Genomic DNA, 25,813 nt, shown 5'->3' with positions numbered 1-25,813 from the left:
CGTCGCGGGGGTGGTGCTGCGTCACTGGCAGTACCTCCAGGGCCCTGCGGGGGACAGCCCCCGCCGGGCCCCGGGGGTCAACTCCCGTACTGGTGGCCCGTCGTGAAGACGGCGCCGGTGGAGGCCCGCAGGACGCAGGGGTTGGGGTAGGTCTTGGCGAACGCCATCCGGCGGCCGTCCCAGTTGCCGTACGCCATCGCCGTCACCGGCTGGTAGATCATCGGGCAGACGACGTCGGCGCGCTCGATCCTGGCGATGTCCCCGTCGACGGCGTCGAGCCGGCGGCAGGCCTCGGCGGCGTTCTCGTGCCCGGGGACCGTCGCCGACGGGCACCTCAGCAGGACGCCCCGCACCTCGCTCAGGGCGTCCTCGCCCTCGACGACCGCCACGTGCATCCAGTTGCCGGAGTGCCGGTCGGCGGCCGTCCGGGCCGGGGTCTCCTGGGCCGGGGTCTCGTGGGCGGTGGCGCCGCCCGCGGAGGCGAAGAGGGCCGCGGAGGCGGCGGCCGCGACGAGGGCCCTGCGTGCTGCGTTCCGTACTGCCGACATGGGTGTCACCGTTCTGTGCACGGGTGCCGCGCGGACGGTCGCCCGCACCGCTGCGTGCATCGGCACCGGGGCGCCCGGCGTTGAACCCGCGCTGGGCCGAACGGCCCACGGCGGCGCACCCGCGCGGCCCGTACGGCGGTGGGGTCCTGCCGTCAGCTCGCCGAGAGCCGGAAGGACATGCGGCCGAAGCTGACCTGGTCGCCGTCGTTGACGACCGCGGTGCCGGTCACCCGGCGGCCGTTGACGCAGGTGCCGTTGGTCGAGCCGAGGTCGCGCAGGATCCACAGGCCGCCCTGGCGCAGCAGTTCCGCGTGCCGGCGGGAGACCGTCTCGTGGCTCAGCCGCAGCCCGTTGCCGATGTCGCGGCCGATCAGCAGCGGAGTGGGGCCGGGTTCCGGCAGCAGCAGCTTCGGCAGCCGTTCGGTGGTCCAGGCCCGGCGCAGGCGCACCGTGAAGGCGGAGGCCCGGCTCACCGCGCCGAACATCCGGCGGGAGAAGCGGCCCTCGGTGTCCAGGTCGGAGGTGAGCAGCGCGAGGTCGGCGGACTGCCGGGCCGCGAGGGCCAGTTCCATGCGGCGGACGAAGGTCTCGTGCGAGAGCTTGCCCTGGGCGGCGCCCTCGCGGAGCACGGCCAGCGCACGGTCCCGTTCGGCGTCGGAGAGCCGCGCCGGGTAGGTGTGGGGCTCGTAGGAGGGCGTCACAGGGGAGATTGTCGGGCCGACACGGCCGAGGTGTCCAGCGGGCCGGGGATTCCGGCGTCGCGCACCGGCCGCCGCCGCGAGCCCCGCGGAGAGCGCCGGAGAGCGCCGGAGGAGGTCGCCCGCCCGGGCCGGGCGGGCGCGTGCGGCCCGCCGGGACGCACCGCGCGACCGTGCCGTGAGACCGCGCCGTGACGGGCCCCGGCGACATGCCGTCGGCTGCGGCGTTCGCGCGCGCCGGTTGTGTCACCTTCGAACGGGCACTGAAATATGACCCGGGGCGAGCGAGCTCCCCCGGACAGAGCCGTCTTCGACCAGAGCTCGCCGACGAAGAGGAGCCGCCAGTGCTGTTCGACGTGTGGGCGCCGCACGCACAGGAGCGGGTCACGCTGCACCTGCCGGACGCCGAGGTGCAGACGTACCCCATGGAACGCGATCCGGACCGGGACGGCTGGTGGTCGGCGCGGGTGCAGGCCACGCACGGCAGCCCGTACGGCTTCTCGCTCGACGGTGGCCCGGTCCGCCCCGATCCCCGCTCGCGCCGCCAGCCGGAGGGCCCCGACGGCCACAGCGCCGTGGTGGACCACGCGGCGTACGCATGGGCGCGGGAGTGGCGCGGAAGGCCGCTGTCGGGTGCGGTGCTGTACGAGCTGCACATCGGCACGTACACCGCCGAAGGCACCTTCGACGCGGCCGCGAAGAGGCTCGCGCACCTGGCGGAGCTCGGGATCACGCACGTCGAGCTGATGCCGGTGTGCCCGTTCCCGGGGACCCACGGATGGGGGTACGAGGGGGTGTCGCTGTGGGCGGTGCACGAGCCGTACGGGGGCCCGGACGGGCTCAAGCGGTTCGTGGACGCGGCGCACGCGGCCGGGCTGGGGGTGGTGCTGGACGTGGTGCACAACCACCTGGGCCCGTCCGGCAACTACCTGCCGGTGTTCGGGCCGTACTTCACCGACACCCACCACACGCCGTGGGGCTCGGCGGTGAACCTGGACGCGCCCGGCTCCGACGAGGTGCGCGCCTACCTGCGCGAGAGCGCCCTGTCGTGGCTGCGGGACTACCGGATCGACGGGCTGCGCCTGGACGCCGTGCACGCCCTCGTCGACACCCGGGCGGTGCACTTCCTGGAGGAGCTGTCGGCCGCCGTGGACGGGCTGGCCGCGGAGACCGGCCGGCCGCTGTTCCTGATCGCCGAGTCGGACAGCGGCGACCCGCGCACCACCGCCCCGCGCGCGGCGCACGGGCTCGGTCTGCACGCCCAGTGGAACGACGACTTCCACCACGCCCTGCACACCGCCCTGACCGGTGAGTCGCAGGGCTACTACGCGGACTTCGCGCGAGCGCCCCTGGAGGCGCTCGCGAAGACCCTCACCCGGGCGTTCTTCCACGACGGCACGTACTCGTCGTTCCGGGGGCGCGCGCACGGGCGGCCGGTCGACCGGGCGACGACGTCCGCGCACCGCTTCCTGGGGTACGCGCAGACGCACGACCAGGTCGGCAACCGGGCCGTGGGCGACCGGCTGTCCGCTTCGCTGCCCCCCGGGCTGCTGGCGTGCGCGGCGGCCCTGGTGCTGACGAGCCCGTTCACGCCGATGCTGTTCATGGGCGAGGAGTGGGGGGCGCGCACCCCCTGGCAGTTCTTCACCGACCACACCGATCCCGAGCTCGCGGAGGCGGTACGCACCGGCCGCCGCCGGGAGTTCGCGGCGCACGGCTGGGCGGCGGAGGACATTCCGGACCCGCAGGACCCGCGCACCCGGGAGCGCTCCTGCCTGGACTGGTCGGAGCCGGACCGCGAGCCGCACGCCCGGCTGCTGGCCTGGCACCGGGAGCTGATCGCCCTGCGCCGCTCGCACCCCGACCTGTCCGACCCGGACCTGGCGGCGGTCCGCGTCGCGCACGCGGCGCACGGAGCGGGGAACTGGATCGCGTACCGCAGGGGCGACGTCAGGGTGGCGGTGAACCTGGCGCCGGACCCGGCGACCATCGGACTCGGCCGCAACGGACGCACCCGGGTGCTCGCGGCGTGGGAGCCGGTGGAGGCGCCGGGACGCGACGGGGTGCTGGTGCTGCCGGCGCACTCGTGCGTGGTGCTGGGGAGCTGAGCGGCCCGCCGCGCCGCACCGGCGCTTGACCTGGAGTGCGCTCCAGCCCCTACGGTCCCTCCCCAGGGACCACGGAGGGGAATCTCATGGAGCAGCGGAATCTGGGGCGCACCGGTCTGCGGGTCAGCGAACTGTGCCTGGGCACGATGATCTTCAGCGACGGGGACGGCGAGAGGGAGGCGCACCGCGTTCTCGACACGTTCGTGGAGGCGGGCGGCACGTTCATCGACACCGCCGACATGTACGGGCGGGGCGTCTCGGAGGAGGTCCTCGGGCGCTGGCTGAAGGGCCGCCGCCGGGACGACCTGGTGATCGCCACCAAGGTGTGGGCGCGGACGGGCGAGGGCGCCAACGACAGCTCCCTGAGCCGCAAGCACGTCGTCCCGGCGGTGGAGGCCAGTCTGCGGCGGCTGGGCACCGACCACATCGACCTCTACCAGACCCACATGTGGGACCGGACGACGCCGGTCGAGGAGACCCTGTCGACGCTGGACTCCCTGGTGCGGGCGGGCAAGGTCCGCTACCTGGGCGCGAGCAACATCGCACCGTCCCGCTTGCAGAAGGCGCAGGACGTGGCGCGGGCGCACGGCTGGGAGCCGTACAGCTCCCTCCAGCCGCTCTACAACCTGCTGCACCGGGAGGTGGAGTGGGAGCTGGGCCCGCTGTGCGCGGAGGAGGGGCTGGGGATCATCCCGTTCAGCCCGCTGGAGGGCGGCTGGCTCACCGGGAAGTACCGGCGCTCGATGCCGGCCGCCCCGGAGGGCTCACGGGAGGCCCGGCGGCGCGACGCGGCGGGTGACCAGTCGTGGGGCGAGCGGGACACCGAGGAGACCTGGCGGGTCGTGGACGCCCTGGTCGCGGTCGCCGAGGAGGCACGGCGCATGCCGGGGCAGGTGGCGCTGCGGTGGCTGATGGACCGGCAGGCGGTGGCCGCGCCGATCGTGGGGGCGCGCACGGCGGAGCAGCTCACCGAGAGCCTGGGGGCGAGCGGGTGGGCGCTGACGGCGGAGCAGGTGGCGAGGCTGGACGCGGCGAGCGCGCGGCCGGTGCCGTATCCGTACGACTGGATCAACAGCGTGGAGGGGCGTGTCTAGACCCCCGGACGCGGGGTGGCGGTGCCCGGCGGATCACTCGCCCGGCGGCGGTCCCGTGCTCTCCCTCGGCTCCAGGTGCGGCAGTTCGCCCTGGACGCTGCGTACGGGCGCGCCGTCGAGGGCGGCGAGGAGCTCCTGCGCGGCGAGCCTGCCGAAGCCGGGGGTGTCGCGGACCAGGGCGGTGAGCCGGGGGTGGGTGACGCGGCAGAGCGCCGAGTCGTCCCAGGCCACGACGGACAGTTCCGCGGGTACGGAGACACTGCGTCCGGCGGCCACGGACGCGCCCGCGACGGCCATCACGTCGTTGTCGTAGACGATCGCCGTGGGCCGGGTGCGCGCGGGTTCGTCGAGGATGCGGCGGGTGGCCTCGGCGCCCTCGGCGTCGGAGTAGTCGGTGGCCACCGAACGGACCTCTTCCCCGGTGAGGCCGCGGCGGGCGGCCTCCGCCCGCAGGGACACGATGCGCCGTTCCGTGTGCGCGAGGCCGCGCATTCCGGCGACGTGCGCGATGCGGCGGTGCCCGAGGGAGTACAGGTGGTCCAGTACGGAGGCCATGGCCCCCGCGTCGTCGGCCCACACGTTGGAGACGGGCAGCGGGGTCTCCGCGTGGTGCCGGTCCGCCTCCAGGCCGCCGATGACGACGGCGGGCAGCCCCAGGGAGGCCAGCAGGCCGGGCCGGGGGTCCTCGGTCCTGGGGTCGACCACCAGGACGCCGTCCACGCGCCGCTCCGCCCACCAGCGGCGCAGCACCGCCAGTTCGGTGTCCAGGTCCTCCACCACCTGGAACAGCAGCGCCACCCGGCGCGCGGACAGCGCCTCCTGGATGCCGGAGACGAGCTGGAGGAAGAACGACTCGACGCCGAGGGTGTGCGCGGGGCGGGCCAGCACCAGTCCGGCGCACCCGGAGCGTTCGCCGGAGAGCGCGCGGGCGGCGCTGTTGGCCTGCCAGCCCAGTTCCTCGGCGACCCTGCGCACCCGCTCGCGGGTGTCGGAGGAGACGCCGGGGCGGTCGTTGAGGGCGAAGGACACGGCGCTCTCGGAGACTCCGGCGCGGCGGGCGATGTCCTTCATGGTGGGCCTGCGCGCCGGACGGGGCCGGGCGCCGTCACCGGACGCGGCAGCAGCGGTCATGGGGCGGGGGTCCTCTCGGGGGCGGGGTGCGGTGCGCCGGGGGCGGGTGCTCCCACCCGTACGTCGACGGCCGCGCTGTACGCGACGCGGCCCTGCCCGACCGCCTTGACCAGCACCCAGTACCTGCCGGGTGCGGTGGTGACGGGCGGGCGCAGGGTGAAGCGGGCCTCGGCCGAGCCGTCCGCGGGGACGTCGACGACGCACGAGCGGGGACCGGCCACCTGCCAGCCACCGTACGGCGAGACCAGGACGGCTTCGCACCGGAGCGCGCTGCGCAGCGTGTTCGACAGGCGGACGGGCAGGGGCGCGCTCGCGCCCGCGACGATGCGGACCGGGCCCTCGGGCACCGTCACGGCGATCCCGGGTACGGGGCCGCCGCGACCGGCGCCGGGTGCCGGGGACCCGCCGTCGCCCATGCCGGGCGCGGGCCCGCCGTCGCCGGTCACGGTGATCGTGAGGCTGTCCTCCACGGCCGTGCCGTCCTGGAACTCCGCCGTCACCCGCACCACGTAGTCGCCCCCCGGCGCCCCGTGGGGCGGTTCCACCGAGAGCGGCAGCCGTTCGTGGCCGCCCGCCTCCAGGGCGACCGTCCGCGTCGCCCAGGAGATCTCCCAGCCGGCGGGCGCGCGCACCGTCACCGTGGCATCGCCCGCCGGGCCGCCGGAGGCGACCGTCACCGCGTCCGGGGTCACCGTCACCGCGTACGGCGCGTCGCCCAGCGGGGCGGTGCCGGTGTTGTGCAGCCAGTACCGGCTGAAGCCCGGCCGCAGCGGCTCGCGGTGCACGGCGGTGGGGCGCGGGCCGTCCGGCAGGGCGAGGTGCAGGGTGGTCCACCGGTTCCCGCCGAGGGTCACCCGGTACGCGCCGTCGCCCGCGTCCGCCGCCAGTGCCTGCCGGGGTACGTCGAGGAGGTCGGCCCGGGCCGCGGCCGTCACCGGGAAGGGCGCCCGCACGGTGCCGGTGGCCGTCCGCCCCCGTGCCTCCCTGAGCCGTACCGCGAGCCCTCCGTCGGCCGCCCGCTTCACCGTCTCGACCAGCAGCCCCTCCACCGCCAGGAAGCGCCGGGTCCCGGGCTCCGCGCCCGTCGCCCGTGCCGCCATCGGGGAGTTGAACTCCCGTCCCCTGCGCACCAGGTCGAGGTCCCGCCAGTCGCCCGCGCCCGCCACCAGGGCGTGGGCGAACTCGTGCGTCCAGTGCTGGAGCTGGAAGGAGCTGCCGTCGGGGGCGGTGCGGCGCGGCGGGTCCATCCACGCGCCGCTCGGCCGGCCGGTGCACGACCGCAGCAGCGAGCTGTGCAGGCGGCCCCGGGTGTCCACCGCGCAGCCCGGCGTGCCGCGCACGAGCAGGGCGACCGTGCGGTCCGCCGCCTCGGCGCACTCCCGGGCCCCTTCCCGCGGCAGCGGATGCAGCGCCGCCACGCGGTGCTCGCGCACCAGCGCGTCCGTGAACTCCGTGAGGGAGCCCGCGAGCACCAGCACCGGCAGGTCCCGCACCCCGGTGAGGTCGCACCCGGGCCGCCAGGTCTCCCGCAGCGGCCGCAGCGCGGGCACCCACACCACCGGCGCGCCGCTCCGCACGGCGTCCGCGTACCGGGGGTCGGCGGCGGCCAGCACGGCGGCGGTGAAGGCGTTGGCGTCGGGGCCGCCGACGGCCAGCCGGAAGTCGGGCAGGCTGCTGTCGACCGCGAGGTCGCCCCAGCGCGGCCCGTCCGGCCGGGTGGGCGTCGTCGTCACGCCGAGCGCGCCCAGCGCCGTGACGCACTCCCGCAGCCCCTCGGGCGGCCCGGTGTCCGGCAGGACGATCTCGCCCGCGCCCAGCGCCCGCGTGCCGGCCGCCGATCCGTCGGGGCCGCTCAGCACCGCCCGGGTCATGGTCGAGAGGCCGAACCAGTTCAGGCACGGGGCGTCGAGCGTCCACGGGGCCCGGGTGCGGTCGGCGCCCGTGTCGGCCTCGGGGAACGCGAAGCCGCGCCCGACCGCCGCCGTGGCCGTCTCGGCGACGGGCTGCGCTCCCGGCACGTCCACCGGCACGCGCAGCCGGACGAGCTGGTCGCTTCCGGTGAAGTCGCGCACGAGGGTACCCAGTTCGACCCTGTCCACGCCGTCCCACAATGTGGTCGTACGGGTCCACTCCACCGGGCCGGTGCGCCCCGAGGCCACGATGCGCCGTCCGATCGGGCAGCGCTCGACCCGCACCGCGTCGGCGGGCGCGGACTCCGAGGACTCCCCCGGCCCCTTGGGCAGCAGGTGCCAGGGTCCCTCCTCGAAGAAGGGATGGGCCGGGTACTCGTCCTGCACGACCAGCCCGTCCACCTCCCCCGCCGTCAGCACCTCGCACGGGGAATCCAGTCGGGTCACCCGGCACAGGCCGCCGCCCCGGGCGGGATCGGCCTCGACCTCGTACGCCTGGTTCCGCACGACGGGTGCGGCCCCCTCCTGGACGGTCCACCCTCCGGACAGTCCCGTCCCGTCGGTGACCACCGACCAGGTGCGCTGCCCGAGCCCCGGCACGTCCACCGCCAGGAAGGCGATGCCGACCGCGCCCTCCGGGGAGACGCCCTCCACCAGCACCGGCGCGAGTCCGCCGGCCTCGTCGCGCAGGGCGAGCCGGTCCGCCCGCGCGGCGAGTCCGGGAAGTTCCACCCGTACGACGTCCGTCCGCGCCCACGACAGCGCGTTGACGACGGTGACGGAGGTTCCCGCCGGCTCCCCCGCCAGCGCGAGGAGCGCCGACTCCCGTACCTCCTCGGCGAGTTCATGGGCCTCGCGCCAGGTCGGCAGCAGGTCCAGGTAGACCTGGTCGGAGAAGGTGCCGGTGACCGCGTCGTGGTGGGCGGCGTGCAGCAGGTGCCGCCAGGCCTTGTCGAGGGCGTCCTGCGGGTACGGAAGCCCGCTGTGCGCGTGCGCGAGGGCGGCGAGGGTCTCGGCCTCCTGGAGGAGGTTCTCGGCGGCGCGGTGGGCCTGTTTCACGTCCGCGTACGAGACGTCCTTGCCGGTGTAGACGGGCCCCATCTCGCGCGTCACCGGGAGCGGACGCTCGCCCCGGGACTCCAGCTCGGCCCGCACGGCGGCGAAGTGCTCGCGCGGAGTGGCGTGCTCCAGCTTCGGCCAGGTGTAGCGCGCGGCCCAGTCCCGCTGGACGGCCGGGCCCCAGGGATGCGGCCAGGAGAAGTCCGTGCCCATCGGGATGAGGACGTTGCGGGTGGCGGCGGACTGCTTGAGCAGCTCGAAGAGTTCCAGAAGCTCGGCGGCGGCGGCGTCCGCGTCGGGTTCGGCGTGCGAGAACCAGCCGGCGGAGTAGTGCGCCGGGAGGTAGTGCAGGAGCAGCCCCGGGCCGCCGCCGGGGCCGATCCACTCGAACTCGGCGGGGAGCTGCATGGCGGTCGGGGGGCGCAGCGCGGCGCCCCAGGTGTCCGCCATCGGCCCCCACTGGTGGTACGGACCGCGGGCCAGGACCGCCGAGTCCAGGCCCGCGCCCGCCATCAGCGAGGGGAAGCCGGGGTCGTGGCCGAAGACGTCGAGCTGCCAGGCGGTGCGGGGGTCCGCGCCGAGGACGTCCCGGTGGAAGCGCAGGCCGTGCAGGGCGCTGCGGACGGTGGTCTCGGCGGAGGTGAGGTTGGTGGCGGGCTCGTTGTAGGTGCCGCCGACGATCTCCAGGCGGCCCTCGGCGATCAGACGCCGCAGCTCGTCCCGGTATGCGGGATGCGTGTCCCAGAACGGCTTGAGGTAGTCGATCTCCGAGAGGACGAAGCGGTACGCGGGGTCGTCGCGCGCCTGCTGGAGGTGCAGCGGCACGAGGGTGAAGGCGGGCACTCCGACGTACTCCCAGCCCTTCTGCGGCTCGCCCTCCCGGGCGGGGGCGTCCCACTGGGAGGTGTAGGCGGCCTGGGTGTTCCACCAGAGCGGGTCGTAGTGGAAGTGCGGCACCAGGCGGACGGTCCAGCCGGGTTCGGCGGCGGTCAGTTCGCAGGAGCGGGCGGCGAGGACCGTGCCGCCCGGGGTGCTGACGCGGACGGTCGCGGGCAGGCGGCTGCCGGGGGCGGCCCCGCGCAGGTCGACGGAGACCTCGACGGTCTCGTCCCGGGCGAAGTCGCCCGACGTGCCCGGCAGTTCGGAGGCCGCGTCCACCCCCGCGTACGCCTCCACCGCGTCCGCACGCAGCCAGCGCGGATGAGGCGTCTCGACGCGTGGACCGGAGAGCGAGACGACGAGGGGGCCGACCGGCCGGCTCCGCCGCACCCCCACCCGCACCACCTGCAACGGGCGCTCCTCGGGGCCGGTGAAGAGGCTCGGGGACCCGACACCCGTGATGGTGACGCCGGTACGCCTGCCGTCCACCCGTTCCCCCAACTCCGTTCGTTTCTGGGCGAGAAGAAGCTGAACCGCATGAGCGGTCACACGGCAAGAGGGGCGGCGCACCCAGGGCGCACGACCGGCTGAACCGCGTTGGCGCGAAGAAGCATTACCGTGCCCACCATCGGCTGTCAACTCCCCGCTCAACCGCTTTAGTCCAGCTCAGCGACGCGCAAAAACCCACGCGGACCTACCTGTTGACGAATGTCTTCCGCCGTTCCATCGTGTGTTGCGCGATCCGGCAGCGCGGCCGGTGCGAAGAGGAGGAACGACGATGTCCCGTGGGCGACTGTCCCGCATCTCCATCGCCACCGCCACGGCGGCAGCCCTGCTGTCCACCGCCGCCTGCGGCCTGGGCGGCAGCGGCTCTGACAACGATGTCAAACAGCCCGAGAAGTCGGGCAAGGTGTCCGGCGAGATCAGCTTCCGCACGCTGCAGCTCAAGCCGACCTTCACCGCGTACGTCCAGGGCGTCATCGACGCGTTCGAGAAGAAGTACCCGGACGTGAAGGTGAAGTGGGAGGACGTTCCGGGCGACGGCTACAACGAGAAGCTCGTCGCGGACGCGCAGGCCGGCGCGCTGCCGGACGTCGTCAACCTCAACACCGACTCCTTCCAGCTCCTCGCCGACCGGGGCATGCTGGCCGATGTGGCCAAGCTGGACCCGGCGGTGCAGAAGGACTACGTGCCGGGCGCGTGGGACCAGTACAAACTGAACGGCGAGCAGGGCGTGTTCGCCTACCCCTGGTACGTGACGCCGGAGATCCTCACCTACAACAAGGACCTCTTCGCGAAGTCGGGGCTCGACGTCGACAAGCCGCCGACGACGGTGGAGCAGTTCTTCGACTACGCGGAGAGGATCACCGAGAAGTCCGGCGGCAAGTACGCGGTCTTCATGGCCGACCCGAAGTCCCGGCTGCCCGGCGACTGGCAGAAGATGGGCGTGCCGGTCCTCAACGCCGAGAAGGACGCCTTCACCTTCGACACGCCGAAGGCCGTCGAGTGGATCGAGCGGATGAAGGAGCTGTACGCCAAGGGCGCCATGCCCAAGGAGTCGCTGACGAAGTCCGACGACACCAGCCAGCTCTACGGCGCCGACAAGCTGGTCTTCGGCCCGGGCTCGCCGGGCTTCATCCGGGACGTGAAGGCGAACGCGCCGAAGGTGTACGCCAAGACGCAGGTCGCGAAGGCGGTCACCGGAGTGCTGGGGCACATCGGCATCTACACGCAGTCGCTGGGCGTCCGCAAGGACACCAAGTCCCCCGACGCGGCGGCCGAGTTCGCGAAGTGGGTGACGAACGGCCCCAACCAGGTCGCCTTCTCCAAGGAGGTCGCGATCTACCCCTCCAACGCGAAGGGCCTGGCCGATCCGTACTTCTCCGACAAAGGCGACGGCAAGGACCCGGAGACCCTGGCGCGGGCCCTGGGCGCGGAGGAGCTGAAGGAGGCGCAGCTCGACGCGAACACGCCGGTCGAGTGGACCAACCAGATCGGTGACGCGGTGGTGCGCGAGATGCAGAAGGCCATCAAGGGCGAGGTCGACGCGAAGACCGCGCTGACGAAGGCACAGGACGAGGCGAACAAGATCCTGGCCCAGCAGGCCGAGCAGAAGCAGAAGTAGGCGGCGGGCGAACCATGGCGCAGATCGCTGGTACGGAACGGGGCGCGGCCGCCGGGACGCTGGACGCCGGCCGCGTCGCGGGCCCGCCGAGGGCGCGGCGGGCGCGGCGGCCGAAGAAGGAGACGGGCCAGGAGCCGGGGCTGGTGCACCGGCGGTGGTGGACGCCGTACCTGTTCCTGCTGCCGGGGCTGGCCCTGGTGGTCCTGTTCAGCCTGTGGCCGTTCGTCAACACCGTCATCCTGTCGCTGACGGACGCCCAGATCCTGCGGGGCGGCGGGTTCGTGGGATTCGACAACTACGTGCGGGCGCTCCAGGACGACACGTTCTGGCTGGCGCTGGTCAACAGCGTCGTCTACACGGTCGTGGTGGTGCCGTGCCTGGTGTTCCTGCCGCTGGCGCTGGCCGTGCTCGTACAGAAGAAGATCCCCGGGATCGGGTTCTTCCGGTCGGCCTTCTACACGCCGGTGATCGCGTCGGCCGTGGTGGTCGGACTGATGTGGCAGTGGATCCTGCGCAGTGACGGGCTGGTCAACACGGTCTTCCAGAAGCTGAGCCTGATCAGCGAGCCGGTTCCGTTCCTGACCGACTCCACGATGCTGCTGGTCTCGGCCATGATCGTGACGGTGTGGAAGGGCCTCGGCTACTACATGGTCTTCTACCTGGCCGCGCTCGGGAATGTGCCGACCTCGCTGTACGAGGCCGCGGCGATCGACGGCGCGGGGCCGGTGCGCCGGTTCTTCTCGATCACCGTGCCGACGGTGAAGCCGATGATGCTGCTGGTGGGGACGCTGTCGGCGATCTCCGCGCTGCGGGTGTTCACCGAGATCTACATCCTGGGCGGCGAGAGCGGCGGTCCGGGCGGCGACTCCCGGACGCTGCCGTTCCTGATCCGGCAGGTGGGCCTGGGGTTCGCGGGCGAGACCGGGTACGCGGCGGCGATTTCGATTCTGCTGTTCCTGCTGACGCTGGTGTTCAGCGTGCTGGGACACCGGCTGTCCAAGGGGGACGAGAATTGAGCACGACAGGCCCGGCCGCCGCGAAGGCTGCCGCACAGACCGCCGCGGAGGCCGGCACGCAGGCCGTCGCGGGGGCCGGCCCGGAGGAGCCGGCCGCCGGCGCCCGGAAGCCGAAGCGGTACAGCAGGCGGGTGGTCGTCGGCCTGTCCGGCCGGTACCTGACGCTGTGTCTGATGCTGGTGGTGCTGGTCGGGCCGATCGTCTGGCAGTTCCTGACCTCGCTCAAGGGCCGTGGCGAGAACGTGTACGAGGGGGTGCTGCCCAGCGACCCCACGCTCGACAACTACACGCGCGTCGCGGAGGCGTTCCCGCTGTTCCAGTACGTCGGGAACACGCTGGTCGTCGCCGCGCTGGCCATCACCTCCAACTGCCTGTTCGCGGCGATGGGCGGGTACGCGCTGTCGCGGGCCGGATGGCGGGGGCGCAAGACGGTGTTCACCGTGCTGATCGCGACGCTGATGTTCCCGTTCGAGTCCGTGATGATCTCGATGTTCCTGACGGTGCGGGAGATGGGTCTGGTGGACACCCTGGTGGGCGTGTGGCTGCCCGGCGCCGTGTCGGTGCTGAACCTGATGATCATGCGGGCCGCCTTCCTCGCCGTGCCGAAGGAGGTGGAGGAGGCGGCCGTGCTGGACGGGGCCAACGAGTGGCAGCGGTTCCGGCGGGTGTTCGTACCGAGCGCCAAGGGCGCGCTCGCGGTGGTCTGCATCACCAGCTTCATGGGGGCGTGGGACGACTTCCTCTGGCCGCTGATCGTGCTGACGGACAGCGACAACTACACCTTGCAGCTCGGGCTGAAGACGCTGGCGGGGGCCACCACGGTCAATGACCAGCGGCTGATCGCCGCCGGGGCGATGGCCGCGCTGCTGCCGATGCTGCTGCTGTTCTTCGCGTTGCAGCGGTACTTCTTCCGGGGGGTCGGAGAGGGCGCGATCAAAACCTGACCCGCCCCTCCTTCCTTCTCCGAACTTCCTTTCCGCGCACGTGAAATGGGGATTCCGCAGATGAACGCCGCCGTACCTCCGCGCCCGCGCTTCGGGGCCAACTACACGCCGTCGGTGGGCTGGTTCCATCACTGGCTGGACTTCGAACTCGACGACGTGCGGCGCGACTTCGACTCTCTGGCGGAACTGGGGCTCGACCACGTGCGGGTCTTCGCGCTGTGGCCGCTGTTCCAGCCGAACCGGTCGTTGATTCGGGGGCGGGCCGTCGAGCAGCTCGGACAGGTGGTGGACGCGGCGGGCGAGCGGGGGCTCGACGTCGCGGTGGACGCCCTCCAGGGACACCTGTCGAGCTTCGACTTCGTACCGTCGTGGCTGACGACGTGGCACCGGCGGAACATGTTCACGGACCCGGAGGTGGTGGAGGCGGAGGCACGGTACGTGGAGACGCTCGCGTCGTCCTTGGCCGGCCGGCCGAACTTCATCGGCATGACGCTCGGCAACGAGGTCAACCAGTTCTCCGACCGGCCGCATCCGGACCCCGACCCGTGCACGTACGAGCAGGCGGGACGGTGGCTGGAGCGGCTGCTCGCCGCGTGCGAGCGCGGAGCGCCGGGGAAGCTGCACACCCACTCGGAGTACGACGCGGTGTGGTTCCAGCCCGGGCACCCCTTCACCCCGGCGCATGCCTCGCGGCTCGGGGACATCACCACGATCCACTCGTGGGTGTTCAACGGGACGGCGCAGCGGCACGGGCGGACGGGGGCGGCGACGGTCCACCTCGCGGAGTACCTGGTCGAGCTGTCGCGCGCGTGGGCGCCGGCGGGCCGGCCGGTGTGGCTCCAGGAGGTGGGGGCCCCGGCGCCGCTGATACCGGCGGAGCACGCGGCGGAGTTCGTGACGGAGACCGTGGAGAACGTCTTGAGCTGTGCGGACGTGTACGGGGTCACCTGGTGGTGTTCGCACGACGTGTCGCGGTCGTTGGCGGACTTCCCCGAGCTGGAGTACGGGCTCGGGCTGCTCACCTCGGACCGGGTGGTGAAGCCGCAGGGCAAGGCGCTCGGGGACATGGCGGCGCGGGTGCGGGCGGGCACGGCTCCCGCCCCCGTGCGCAGGACGACCGCGCTGGTGCTCGACGTGGGGGACGCGGAGACGGCCCCGGGCCGGGAGGTGTGCGCGCCCGGTGGGGACTTCTTCGAGGCGTGGGGGCGGTTGGCCGCGGAGGGGGTGCGGGCGGGGGTGGTGCTGGCGGAACGGGCGGAGGACGGGGGGTACTTGGCGGAGCGGGGCATCGAGGAGCTGCTTCGGGTGCCGGACGTGCCGGGCCGCACGCGTCTCGCTTCCCCGTGACCCGCTCCCCCGAAGCACCCTCGCCCGCTTCGACTCCCCTTCACTTTTGCTTCCTTGCCCCCTCCCCTTGCCCATCGCAGCCACCCTGCCGCCCGCGAGCTCCCTTGGACGACGGGGCCGCCCTCCCGTCCCCGTTCCCTCGGGCATCACGGCCGCCCTGCCACCCCCGCCCCCTTGGGCGACGGGGCCGCCCCAAGGGGGCGGGACGGGCGGGCAAGGGGGCGGCCCCTCCCGCTCCCGGCCCACCCGGGTGCCGCCCCCCTGCCCGAGCGCCTGCGCCGGACGCGCGACCCCGCCAAAGCCGAGAGCTCAACCCCGGCACCGGACCAGGCAGCCCCGCCCGGCTCGGGCAGAAGAGGCCCCGGACCCGCCCCTCCACCTAAAGCGCTCGCCGCGCGGCCAGCGCACGGTTCCCGTGCAGGTGAGTGCGTGGCTGGTCGCGCAGTTCCCCGCGCCCCTGAAAGGGGCACCATCCCCTCGATCACCTACGGAGTAACCCCATGCACGACGACCGCAGCATCGTGGAACACCGCCTCCAGCGCGTACTGCGCGACCGCATCCGCCCCGCCGTCCACACCCAACCCCTCCCGCTCACCGTCGAACGCTGGGAGGCACCGGGCGAGCCGGTGCCCGTGGCGGAGGGGCTGGCCGCCGAGTACGGTCCGGCCGCGGCCGGTGAGCCGTGGGGGCCGGCGTGGGGCACGACCTGGTTCCGGGTGACCGGGCGGGTGCCCGCCGAGTGGGCGGGGAAGACCGTCGAGGCCGTCATCGACCTGGGCTTCGACCGCAACATGCCGGGCTTCCAGTGCGAGGGCCTGGTCTACCGCCCCGACGGCGAGGCCGTGAAGGCGCTCAATCCGCGCAACGACTGGGTGCGGATCGGCGGGGACCGGGTGACGGGCGGCGAGGAAGTGCTGCTCTATGTCGAGGCGTCCTCGAACCCGATCCTGGTCGACCACGCCCCGACGTACGAGGGCGACCGCCTGACGGCACGCCAGGACCCGCTGTACCGCATCGAGCGGATGGACCTGACGGTCTTTGAGACCGAAGTCTGGGAGCTGGTCCAGGACTTGGAGGTCCTGGACTCCCTGATGCGCAACCTCTCCAAGGACGACGCCCGGCGCTGGGAGATCCTGCGCGCCGTCGAGCGCTGTCTGGACGCGGTCGACCTGACGGACGTCGCGGGCACCGCCGCCCGCGCCCGCGCCGAACTGGCCGAGGTACTGGCCTCGCCCGCCTCGCGCTCCGCGCACCGGATCAGCGCGGTCGGGCACGCGCACATCGACTCGGCCTGGCTGTGGCCGCTGCGCGAGACGGTGCGCAAGGTGGCGCGGACGTCGTCCAACATGGTCAACCTCATGGACGACCACCCGGAGTTCGTGTTCGCGATGTCGCAGGCGCAGCAGCTCGCCTGGATCAAGGAACACCGGCCGGAGGTGTTCGCGAAGGTCAAGAAGAAGATCGCGGACGGGCAGTTCGTGCCGGTGGGCGGCATGTGGGTGGAGTCGGACACCAACATGGTCGGCGGGGAGGCGATGGCGCGCCAGTTCCTCTACGGCAAGAAGTTCTTCCTGGACGAGTTCGGCATCGAGACCAACGAGGTCTGGCTGCCGGACTCCTTCGGATACACCGCCGCGATGCCGCAGTTGGTGAAGCTGTCCGGGTCGAAGTGGTTCCTGACGCAGAAGATCTCGTGGTCCCAGGTGAACACGTTCCCGCACCACACCTTCTGGTGGGAGGGCATCGACGGGACGCGCGTCTTCACGCACTTCCCGCCGGTGGACACGTACAACTCGGACCTGGGCGGCGAGCAGATGGCGCACGCGGCCCGCAACTACCGTGAGAAGGGCCGGGGTTCGCGCTCGCTGGCCCCCTTCGGCTGGGGCGACGGCGGCGGCGGCCCCACCCGCGAGATGCTGGCGCGGGCGGAGCGGCTGCGGGACCTGGAGGGCTCGCCGAAAGTGACGGTGGAGAAGCCGTCGGCCTTCTTCGCCAAGGCGGAGGCGGAGTACCCGGACGCGCCGGTGTGGGCGGGCGAGCTGTACCTGGAGCTGCACCGGGGGACGTACACCTCGCAGGCGAAGACCAAGCAGGGCAACCGGCACAGCGAGTCGCTGCTGCGCGAGGCGGAGCTGTGGTCGGCGACGGCGGCGGTCCGCGTGCCCGGATTCTCCTACCCGCGGGCGGACTTGGAGCGGATCTGGAAGACGGTGCTGCTGCACCAGTTCCACGACATCCTGCCGGGTTCGTCGATCGCCTGGGTGCACCGGGAGGCGCGGGAGACGTACGCGCGGGTGCGGGCGGAGCTGGAGGCGATCACGCTGGCCGCGCAGACGGCGCTCGCGGGCGAGGGCTCGGCTCCCCTGGTCTTCAACTCGGCCCCGCACGAACGGAACACGGTGGCGGCGATGGGAGCTGCGGCCGTTCCGGCGCGTACGGCCCGTGCGGTCACGGCGGCCGCCCGCGACGGCGGCTTCGAGCTGGCGAACGGGCGGCTGCGCGTCGTGATCGACGGGCGCGGGCTGGTCGTGTCGGCGTACGACGTCGAGAGCGGCCGGGAGGCCGTCGCGCCGGGCCTGGCGGCCAACCTCCTCCAGGTGCACCCGGACTTCCCGAACATGTGGGACGCGTGGGACATCGACGAGTTCTACCGCCACAACGTGACGGACCTGACGGCGGTCGACTCCCTCGAACTCACCGCGTCCGGCGAGGACCTGGCGGCGGTCACGGTGTCGCGCTCCTTCGGCGCGTCGACAGTCGTCCAGCGGCTCGCCCTGCGGGCCGGGGCGAAGGTGCTCGACATCGAGACGGACGTGGAGTGGCACGAGACGGAGAAGTTCCTGAAGGCGGCGTTCCCGCTGGACGTGAAGGCGGACCGGTCGGCAGCGGAGACGCAGTTCGGGCACGTCTTCCGGGCGACGCACACCAACACCTCCTGGGAGGCGGCCAAGTTCGAGATCTGCGCGCACCGGTGGATCCAGGTGGAGGAGCCGGGATGGGGCGCGGCGCTGGTCAACGACTCGACGTACGGGCACGACGTGACGCGTGACGTACGGGAGGACGGCGGCCAGACCACGACCGTCCGCCTCTCCCTGCTCAGGGCTCCGCGCTATCCGGACCCGGAGACGGACCAGGGCTCCCACCGGCTGCGCTTCGCGCTCGCGCCCGGGGCCTCGGTGACGGACGCGGTCCGCGAGGGCCACTGGATCAACCTTCCGGAACGGACGGTGTCCGGTTCCGGCGCGGAGGTCGCGCCGCTGTTCCGCGTCTCCGACGAGCGGATCGTCGTGGAGGCGGTGAAGCTGGCGGAGGACGGAAGCGGGGACGTGGTCGTACGGCTCTACGAGTCGGCGGGCGGACGGGCGACGGGAACGCTGACCGTGGACTTCCCGGCGTCGTCCGTCACGGAGACGGACCTGCTGGAGCGGGCACTGCCGGAGGCGGGGACGTATGCGCTCGGCGCCGGGGGCGAGGTGGAGGTGTCCCTGCGACCGTTCCAGATCCTGACGCTGCGAGTGGGACGGGGCTGAGGCCCTCCCCGGGGCGGGAGGCGAAGGTGCGACGCGGCTGATCGGCACCCGGTGCCGGGGGCTGCGCATGACACGGGAATGAGGCCCCCCCCGGGGGGGGAGGTGGAGGCGCCGGGCGGCTGGTCGGCACCCGGCGCCAGGGAGGTCACGCGTGACGTAGGGCTCCGGTGCCCGTGGGGTGGTGGATGTGCGAGCCGCTCATCGGCACCCGGCGGCGGAAGGCTGGGGATGACGCGGGGTTGAGGTCCCCAAGAGTGTGGGCAGGGGAGGTGCGCGGCGGCTCCTCTGCCCCCGGCACCGGAAGGGACAGGTGTCGCGGAGCTCAAGTACCCGGGTGATGGAGATGCGCGGCGACTCACCGGCACCCGGTGCCGGGGGGACCTCCGCCCTCCCTGTGCCCCGCGCCCGGCCGGCCGAGCACTCCGGGTGCAGGGCCCGGACCGGGGCCGGCCACCCCGCCCCCGCCCCCTCACTTCACGTGCGCCGCGATACGCCGCGCACACTCCAGCGACTCGCTGTGCGTGGTGTCGACCTCCAGGTCGTACCGCATCCCCCGGTGCACCTGTCCCGCCTGCCCGGCAGCCATCCCCGGCACCCGGTCGCCGCGGGCGATCTCCCGCCCCGTCGCCACCTCCGCGTCGCACCGCACGCCGACCCACAGCACCTCGACGTCCCCGCCGAGCGCCTTCTGCCAGCGCTCCTGGCCGGCCCCGCCGCCGAGGAACACCTCGTCCACGATCACCCGGGCCCCGGCCCGCGCCATCGCCACGACGCCGGCGACCCACGCGTCCTGCAACCGCAGGAACTCCTCCCCCACGGTCACCGTCCCGTCGGCGGCGATCACCAGCCCCTTGCCCGAACCCGCCCCCTCCGCCTCGGGCTCGCGCATCGACAGCGGCAGCAGATCGACGAACACGTCCGTGCCGACGGCCAGCCAGGGATCGGGCAGCACCGCTTGCAGGCAGCGGACGATGCCCGTCTTCCCCGAGCTGGAACCACCGTTGAGCACGATCATCTGCGTCGTCATGCACGCCACGGTAGGGGGCCCGGAAGACCGCCGCCAGGCAGTTCCGCCCGCCCTGCCCCGGGGGTGGTCGGCCGTTCCGCCACCCGGGCTTCCGGGCCGCCCCCCACCCCGGGATCAGGCACGCGGCCCGGCGTCCGCGGAACGGCCGGACCCGTCGGAGTCCCCGGCCGTCCCCTCCCCCTCGAAGCTCGCGAAGTACACGGCGGCCATGTCCTCCCCGCCGTGCCCCTGCGCGGACGCGCGCGCGAAGCGGTCGCGGGCCGCCTCGATGCCGTCCAGGCGCAGGCCGGTGCGGCGGGCGGCCTCGGCGGCGAGCCGCGCGTCCTTCTCCGCGTTGTCGACGCTGAAGCTGGGGGTGAAGTCGCCGGTCAGGATGGCCCCGGACTTGCCCTGGAGGTACCCGCTGTCGAGCGGCCCGCCGGTGATGGCGTCCAGGAAGAGCTTCGGGTCGACGTCGAGCCCCTTGGCGAGCGAGAGGGCCTCGCCTACGCCGTTGGTGAGGGCGACGACCCAGGTGTTGAGGACCAGCTTGAGACGGCTGGACCGGCCTTCGGCGCCGTCCTCGCCGACCCACACGGTGCGCGAGCCGATGGTGTCGAAGAGCGGCTGGACCGTCTCCCGTACGGACTCGGGTCCCGCCGCGAGGACGGTCAGCTCGCCGAGTTCGGCGGGCCGGCGGGTGCCCAGCACGGGGGCGTCGACGAGGACGAGCCCTGCCTCGGCGGCGTGCGCGGCGATCGCGTCGATGTCCTCGCCGACCGTACTGACCTGCACCCAGACCGTGCCGGCGGCCAGTTTCGGGGCGGCGGCACGGACGGCTTCCAGGACGCGGGGGCCGTCGTTGAGGACGGTGAGGACGACGTCGGCCCCGTCGACCGCGTCGGCCGGGGTGTCGGCGACGTGCACGCCGTCGGCGGCGAGCGCGTCGGCCTTGATGCGGGTGCGGTTCCAGGCGCGGACGGTGAAGCCGCCCCGGGCGAGGTTGCGGGCGACGGGGGCGCCGATGATTCCGGTGCCGAGGACGGCGACGACCGGCCGGGGGGTGGTCATGACGGACTCCTGGGTTCAGACGTGGGGTTCAGACGTGGGTTCACACGTGACGGGTTCGAGAATTCTCGTACCTCCGCACCCCGGGGACACCGGCGGGGGCGGGACGGGCCGCCGACAGCAGGAGGAGGCCCACGAGCGCGACCGGGCCGTCCTCGACCGTTTCCGCTCCCTTACGAGCATGAAAATCCCGCAAAGCGCAGCAAGCAGCGCCGGGATCTGCTGGTATGGGTCCGTCGCAGGGACGAGTGATCATGGAGGTCCGCCGGTACGACGTCCCTGTCGAGGTACGCCCGGCACGACACCACCGTCGTCCCACCCACCGCACCAAGGGAGCGAGCGACCCGCATGAGCCTGGCCCAGCTTCACTACACCTCGGCCGCCGGGTTCACGGCGGTCAGCCCCGACGTCCCCCGCGAGCTGCTCGACGAGGCGGAGGAGGTCCTCGCGGCGTTCCCCGCCCCGGCCTTCTCGCTCACCCAACTGTCCGACGGCAGCCGCCTGTTGAGTCGTACGACGACGGACCCGGAGTCCGGCGCGGCGCACACCCACGCCGTCCACCTGCCCGCCGGGGAGCGCCTGCCGGGCGGCGCGCTGCCCGTCACCGCGTGGGACTCGCCGCGCTGGGCGCCTGTCGCGCCTGCGCCGGGAAGCACCCCGGAGCCGCTCGACCTGCTCACCCCGGCCGCCGGTTTCTTCGACCGGGAGGGGCTCGCGGCCTTCGCGGCGGCGTGCGGGGGGCGGCTGGCGGGCGTGCTGGCCGATGTGCGCGCCCTGTGCGAGGACCCGGGCGCGCAGCCGGTGGTCCTGGTGGCACAGGACCCGGCGGACATCGCGCGCTGGGTGGCGGTGGTGGGGGCCGCCCTGCCGCGGGAGCACGCGCACGGGCTGACCTTCACGACGTACGCCGAACGCCCGGAGCACGCGCTCCAGCAGATCATCGGCACGTCGCCGGACGTGGTGTTCCCGACGGCGGGATTCCGCGTCCACCGCTGCGATTCCGGCCCGTCGGTCACGGGCGCGGGGTCCGTCCCGTCCGTTACGGACGGAGGGTCGGCGGTTTCCGATACGGGTGCGGGGCCGGACTCCTCCGATACGGGTGCGGGACCGGCCCGCGGCGGCGACGACGCGTGGGCCGCGGTGGCCGCGCAGGTGTGGCGGGCGGGGCGGCCCGAGCTGTTCAAGCGTGCCGCCGCCCAACCCTCGCTCTCCAACGGGGAGTTCGAGGAGGGACCGCTCGCCGCGACCGCGCTGAGCGCCGGGGTGCCGTTGGACTCGCGAGGGCGGACGGCTGCCGCCCGGTGGGCCGAGCAGCACGCGGACGGGCTCAGCGCCTCCGACTGGCCGGCCCTGGTCGGAGCCCTGTGCGCGCCGGTCCCCGGGCCCCGCCCGGACGGTGAACTCGACGCCCTGGCACGCCTCGCCGAGCGCGTCGACGGCAAGGTGCCGACCGAGATCCTGGCCCCGCTGGCGGCGCTCTTCGCGGCGGAGGACGACAACCCGGCCGCCGTACCGGAGTTGGCGCGTCAGCTCGCCCACGAACTCCTCGCCGATCCGGAGCGGGCCCGCAGCGCGGCGGTCCGCGAGGCCCTGGACCGCCACACGGACCTGCACGCCCAACTCCTCTTCCACCTCGACGGCCTGGCTCCGGACAACCCCTTCTCGGTGGTGCGGCTGCTGCACACGGCGGACCTGGTGCGGGGCGTCCCGGACGGGCTGCCCCACCTGCGGATGTGCGCCGCCTACTCGCTGCCGGGGGCTTCCCGGCAGGGCTCCGACGAGGACCGGGAGTCCACGCTGCACACGGTGCTGCGGGCGGCCGGGGTGTCGCCGATGGTCGAACCCCTGGTGCTGCGGACCGGATTCCGGCTGGTGTGGCCCGAGAACCTGCTGCCCACGCCGCAGGAGGCCCGGTGGATCCTCGGCGAGACCGGCTCGGACGCGCACCGCACGGCGGGGACCTATCCCGAGCTGATCCGGGCCGCGCTGGAGGGTCCGGCGGACGACCCCGACGTGACGCCGCTGGCCGCCGACCTGATCCGGTGCTTCCCGCACGAGATCGACGCGCGGCAACTGGGGGCGCTGCGGATGCTGGAGTTCGCGGAGTCCCTCGCCGAGGGGCGGGCGGGAGCGGGGCCGGTGGCCACCGCGCTCACGCTGAGATCGGCGGCGCACCCGGTGGAGCCGACCGTCCTCCGGCGGACGTTCGGGCTGGTGGCGCGGGACCTGTTGGCGGAACAGCGTCCGGTGGGCGAGCTGTCGGCGCTCGCCCGGTCGGGGGACGCCGACCTGATCGGTGCGTACGGGACGGCGGCCCGCACGGCCCCGCTCCTGGACCGGCTGCGGACCGCGCCCTCCTACGCGGCGGACTGCTTCGTGGCGTGGACGTCGCACGTGGGGGCGAGCGGGGTGTGGGACGAGACGCGGGGCGCCCTGCTGGAGGAGGTGCTGCGACCGGCGCTGCAACACATGACGAGTCGTGAGATCGCCTCCCTCCTGGAGCACTTGGACCGTTCCGGCGGGACGCATGCGGCGGACTTCCGCGCCTGGCACAGGCCAGGGGGGACCCTGGGCCGCCTGGCCCGCCGCTTCGGCCGCCGCTGACCGACGCCCTCCCGCCCACGGCCCACCCGGGTGCCGCCCCCCGCGCAAGTGCCTGCACCGGCCGCACACCTCCGCCGGGCACTGACACCGCGCTGGGAAACGCCCCGCTCCCGTACCGGTCGGCTCATGGCCGAGCTCGGCGCCGACAGCCGTTTCCAGGCGGGCTACCTGCTCGCCCTGCGCGGCCACGCCCAGGAGGCCGCGCCCCCGCCCGAGACCCCGCCGGCGCGCTCGGGGCCGGGCGGCTGAGCGGCCTGCCCGTGACAGCGGGAGTGCGGGGGCGACGGCCCGGCCGGCGGCCGCCCTCCGGGGGCGACGGTGACCCGGTACGCGACAGCCGTCAGGCGTCCCGCACCGTGAAGCGGACCGGGGTGCCGGGGACCGCCTGGGCGGCCGCCGCGAGGCACCGCTCGGGGACGACGCCGACCACCGGGTAGCCGCCCGTCACCGGGTGATCGGCGAGGAAGACGACCGGAAGGCCGTCCGGGGGCACCTGGACGGCCCCCAACACCATTCCCTCGCTGGGCAGTTCGTCCTCCTTGACACGGGTGAGGGCGGGCCCCTCGGTACGCAGGCCGATACGGTTCGCGGCCGGGGAGACGCGATGGCCGCCCCCGGCGAGGGTCCGCAGCGACTCGGGGGTGAACCAGTCGTGGCGGGGACCGAGGAACAACGGCAGGACGAGCTCGCGGGGCGGCGCCCGGAACGAGGCGGCGTCCGGGGCGGGCGGGGTGAAGCGGGCGGCGCCCAGCGGTAGTTCAGCACCGTCCACGAGCGGGGCGGGCCCGAGCCCGGAGAGCAGGTCGGTGGCCCGGCTGCCGAGCACGGGCTCGACGTCGACGCCGCCCGCCACCGCCACGTACGAACGGAGCCCGTCCGTCGCACGCCCGACGTCGAGGACGGCCCCGGCCGGAACGCGCACCGGCGCCCCCCACGCGACGGGCCGCCCGTCGACGCGCACCGGGGCGGGCGCGCCGGTGACCGCGACGATCACGGGGGTACGGGGGCGGAGGGCGACGCCGTCGAGGGTGGTCTCCAGGGTGGCGGCGGCGCGGGCGGGGTTGCCGACGAGCCGGTTGGCCAGCCGGTGGGCGGGGACGTCCAGGGCGCCGGAACGCGGCACCCCCAGGTGGGCCTGGCCCGGACGCCCCTCGTCCTGGACGGTGGTGAGGGCTCCGGCCCGTACGACGTCGAGGACGGCGGCGGTGTTCACGTGCGGGGCTCCTCGGTGAAGCGCACCCGGGTGCCGGGGGCGAGCAGGGCGGCCGGTTCGCGGCGGGGGTCCCACAGGACGGCGTCGGTGGACCCGACGAGTTGCCAGCCGCCGGGGGACGAGCGGGGGTAGACGCCCGCGTACTCGCCCGCGAGGGCGACGGACCCGGCGGGCACGGCGGTGCGCGGGGTGGCCCGGCGCGGCAGACGCAGCTCCTCGGGCAGCCCGCCGAGGTAGCCGAAGCCCGGGGCGAACCCGCAGAAGGCGACCCGGAGTTCGAGCCCGCCGACGATCGCCGGGACCCGCCCGACGGGCACTCCCCAGAGCCCGGCGACCTCCGCCAGATCGGGCCCGTCGTACCGGACCGGGATCTCGATCAGCGGTCCCGCGTCAGCGGTGAGCGGCGGGATCTCCCACGCCCGGATCTCGGCCGCGAGCCCCTTCGGGTCCTCGACGCCGTCGAGCAGAACGGTCCGCGCGGCCGGCACGACGTCCCGCACGGCGGGCAGGGTCCCGGCGGCCCGCCGCCGCAGCACCTCGGCGTGCAGGGCCTGGGCGCCGGCGAGGTCGCCGAGCTCGACGAGGAGGGCCCGGCGCCCGACGGCAAACACCTGAAGGGGCGAAGCACCACCTCCAGCTCCACCCCCACGCACTCCTCCCCTCACGCGAACGCCCCCAACTCCACTCCCGCACGCACCAGTTCGTCCCGCACCCGCACGGCCAGCCCCGCCGCCCCCGGGGTGTCCCCGTGCAGGCACAGGGACCGGGCCCGAACGGAAACCCTCTCGCCGCTCAGGGCGGTGACCGCGTGCTCGGTGGCCATCGCCAGGGCCCGGGCGACGACCGCGTCCGGATCATGGACCACCGCCCCCGGCTCCCCGCGCGGAACCAGCGTCCCCCGCGCGGTGTACGCCCGGTCCGCGAACGCCTCGCTGACGGCCGGGAGTCCGGCCCCCTCCGCCGCCGCCAGAAGCCGCGACCCGGGCAGCCCGAGCACGGGCAGCCTACCCGCCAGCCGCACACCGGCCACGACCGCGGCAGCCTGCTCGGCGTCGTGCACGGTGCGGTTGTAGAGCGCACCGTGCGGCTTGACGTACGCGACCCGACCCCCGGCGGCCCGCGCGAACACGTCCAACGCCCCCACCTGATAGGCGACTTCGGCGGCCAACTCCTCCGCCGGAACATCCATCGCCCGCCGCCCGAAGCCCGCCAGATCCCGGTACGACACCTGCGCCCCGATCCGCACCCCTCGCGCGACGGCTGTCTCGCACACTCGGCGCATGGTCACGGGATCACCGGCATGAAACCCACAGGCGACGTTCGCACTGGTCACCACGGCGAGCAGGGCTTCGTCATCCGTAAGGGTCCACCGTCCGAACCCCTCCCCGAGATCGGCGTTCAGATCGATGACGCCGGGCTTGTCGGTCATGTCAGACCTCCGCGATGTCGGCAGGGTTTCCCGGACCAGGGCGGCGGGGGCCGACGACGCACCCCGTCGCACGCGAAACCCATTGTGGGATTGTTGAGCAATAT

Annotated in this window: 18 protein-coding genes; 9 read left to right on the top strand and 9 right to left on the bottom strand. The window is 73.9% G+C overall.

The genetic code is table 11. The annotated features are described in order from the left end of the window. Positions 1 to 77: 77 nt before the first annotated feature. The gene (locus tag ACIP93_RS14540; RefSeq protein WP_401758539.1) at positions 78 to 548 is read right to left on the bottom strand and encodes an SSI family serine proteinase inhibitor; all 471 of its coding nucleotides are present in this window, start codon (positions 546 to 548) and stop codon (positions 78 to 80) included. Between the two features lie 152 nt (positions 549 to 700). Next, positions 701 to 1,249: an FHA domain-containing protein gene (locus tag ACIP93_RS14535; protein ID WP_401758537.1), complete on the bottom strand. Its 549-nt coding sequence runs from the start codon at positions 1,247 to 1,249 to the stop codon at positions 701 to 703. A gap of 341 nt (positions 1,250 to 1,590) precedes the next feature. On the opposite strand from ACIP93_RS14535, the gene treZ reads away from it, so the two are divergent. Both treZ and ACIP93_RS14525 read left to right on the top strand, forming a co-directional pair. Next, on the top strand, positions 1,591 to 3,354 hold the full coding sequence (treZ, locus tag ACIP93_RS14530; protein WP_401758534.1) for a malto-oligosyltrehalose trehalohydrolase: 1,764 nt from the start codon (positions 1,591 to 1,593) through the stop codon (positions 3,352 to 3,354). An 86-nt stretch (positions 3,355 to 3,440) separates the two neighbouring features. Next, positions 3,441 to 4,448: an aldo/keto reductase gene (locus ACIP93_RS14525; protein WP_401758531.1), complete on the top strand. Its 1,008-nt coding sequence runs from the start codon at positions 3,441 to 3,443 to the stop codon at positions 4,446 to 4,448. 33 nt (positions 4,449 to 4,481) lie between these two features. Here ACIP93_RS14525 and ACIP93_RS14520 read toward each other — a convergent pair whose 3' ends face one another. Together ACIP93_RS14520 and ACIP93_RS14515 are read right to left on the bottom strand one after the other, a co-directional pair. Next, positions 4,482 to 5,579, bottom strand: coding sequence for a LacI family DNA-binding transcriptional regulator (locus tag ACIP93_RS14520; RefSeq protein ID WP_401758528.1), 1,098 nt, complete (start codon positions 5,577 to 5,579; stop codon positions 4,482 to 4,484). After that, complete coding sequence (locus ACIP93_RS14515; protein ID WP_401758525.1) at positions 5,576 to 9,916, bottom strand: NEW3 domain-containing protein; 4,341 nt, start codon at positions 9,914 to 9,916, stop codon at positions 5,576 to 5,578. The genes ACIP93_RS14520 and ACIP93_RS14515 overlap by 4 nt, the downstream gene beginning before the upstream one ends. Positions 9,917 to 10,205: 289 nt before the next feature. On the opposite strand from ACIP93_RS14515, the gene ACIP93_RS14510 reads away from it, so the two are divergent. From ACIP93_RS14510 to ACIP93_RS14490, 5 genes are all read left to right on the top strand, one after another. After that, positions 10,206 to 11,552, top strand: a complete 1,347-nt coding sequence (locus ACIP93_RS14510; protein WP_401758523.1) for an ABC transporter substrate-binding protein — start codon at positions 10,206 to 10,208, stop codon at positions 11,550 to 11,552. Positions 11,553 to 11,566: 14 nt separating this feature from the next. Further along, the gene (locus tag ACIP93_RS14505) at positions 11,567 to 12,568 is read left to right on the top strand and encodes a carbohydrate ABC transporter permease (protein ID WP_401758520.1); all 1,002 of its coding nucleotides are present in this window, start codon (positions 11,567 to 11,569) and stop codon (positions 12,566 to 12,568) included. A gap of 131 nt (positions 12,569 to 12,699) precedes the next feature. Then, positions 12,700 to 13,512 carry a carbohydrate ABC transporter permease gene (locus ACIP93_RS14500; protein WP_401758858.1) on the top strand — a complete coding sequence of 271 codons (813 nt, stop codon included), beginning with the start codon at positions 12,700 to 12,702 and terminating at the stop codon, positions 13,510 to 13,512. Between the two features lie 60 nt (positions 13,513 to 13,572). Then, positions 13,573 to 14,859 carry a glycosyl hydrolase gene (locus ACIP93_RS14495; RefSeq protein ID WP_401758517.1) on the top strand — a complete coding sequence of 429 codons (1,287 nt, stop codon included), beginning with the start codon at positions 13,573 to 13,575 and terminating at the stop codon, positions 14,857 to 14,859. A 500-nt stretch (positions 14,860 to 15,359) separates the two neighbouring features. Next, the gene (locus ACIP93_RS14490) at positions 15,360 to 18,389 is read left to right on the top strand and encodes an alpha-mannosidase (protein ID WP_401758514.1); all 3,030 of its coding nucleotides are present in this window, start codon (positions 15,360 to 15,362) and stop codon (positions 18,387 to 18,389) included. 469 nt (positions 18,390 to 18,858) lie between these two features. On the opposite strand, the gene cpt is transcribed toward ACIP93_RS14490, so the two are convergent. Both cpt and ACIP93_RS14480 read right to left on the bottom strand, forming a co-directional pair. Further along, positions 18,859 to 19,416, bottom strand: coding sequence for a chloramphenicol phosphotransferase CPT (gene cpt / locus ACIP93_RS14485; protein ID WP_345217730.1), 558 nt, complete (start codon positions 19,414 to 19,416; stop codon positions 18,859 to 18,861). Between the two features lie 114 nt (positions 19,417 to 19,530). Next, on the bottom strand, positions 19,531 to 20,466 hold the full coding sequence (locus ACIP93_RS14480) for an NAD(P)-dependent oxidoreductase (RefSeq protein WP_401758511.1): 936 nt from the start codon (positions 20,464 to 20,466) through the stop codon (positions 19,531 to 19,533). A 345-nt stretch (positions 20,467 to 20,811) separates the two neighbouring features. On the opposite strand from ACIP93_RS14480, the gene ACIP93_RS14475 reads away from it, so the two are divergent. Both ACIP93_RS14475 and ACIP93_RS14470 read left to right on the top strand, forming a co-directional pair. Beyond that, a complete protein-coding gene (locus ACIP93_RS14475) occupies positions 20,812 to 23,067 on the top strand; it encodes a GTPase-associated protein 1-related protein (RefSeq protein ID WP_401758508.1) in 2,256 nt (751 codons plus the stop codon). A 126-nt stretch (positions 23,068 to 23,193) separates the two neighbouring features. Next, positions 23,194 to 23,316 (top strand): hypothetical protein, encoded by a 123-nt coding sequence (locus ACIP93_RS14470; RefSeq protein ID WP_401758505.1) that lies wholly within the window; start codon positions 23,194 to 23,196, stop codon positions 23,314 to 23,316. 91 nt (positions 23,317 to 23,407) lie between these two features. Here the strand turns inward: ACIP93_RS14470 and ACIP93_RS14465 are convergent, their stop codons facing one another. Genes ACIP93_RS14465 through ACIP93_RS14455 form a run of 3 tightly spaced genes read right to left on the bottom strand, consistent with a single transcriptional unit; the run spans position 23,408 to position 25,709 of the window. Beyond that, positions 23,408 to 24,280, bottom strand: a complete 873-nt coding sequence (locus ACIP93_RS14465; protein WP_401758503.1) for a biotin-dependent carboxyltransferase family protein — start codon at positions 24,278 to 24,280, stop codon at positions 23,408 to 23,410. Beyond that, positions 24,277 to 24,891: an allophanate hydrolase subunit 1 gene (locus tag ACIP93_RS14460; protein ID WP_401758500.1), complete on the bottom strand. Its 615-nt coding sequence runs from the start codon at positions 24,889 to 24,891 to the stop codon at positions 24,277 to 24,279. Before ACIP93_RS14460 ends, ACIP93_RS14465 begins: the two co-directional genes overlap by 4 nt. Before the next feature lie 50 nt (positions 24,892 to 24,941). Then, a complete protein-coding gene (locus tag ACIP93_RS14455) occupies positions 24,942 to 25,709 on the bottom strand; it encodes a LamB/YcsF family protein (protein ID WP_401758497.1) in 768 nt (255 codons plus the stop codon). Positions 25,710 to 25,813: the final 104 nt, after the last annotated feature.

This window comes from Streptomyces sp. NPDC088745, from assembly GCF_044751045.1.
In the GTDB taxonomy this organism is placed as follows: domain Bacteria; phylum Actinomycetota; class Actinomycetes; order Streptomycetales; family Streptomycetaceae; genus Streptomyces; species Streptomyces cremeus.
This window is presented reverse-complemented; position numbering and strand designations above follow the sequence as displayed.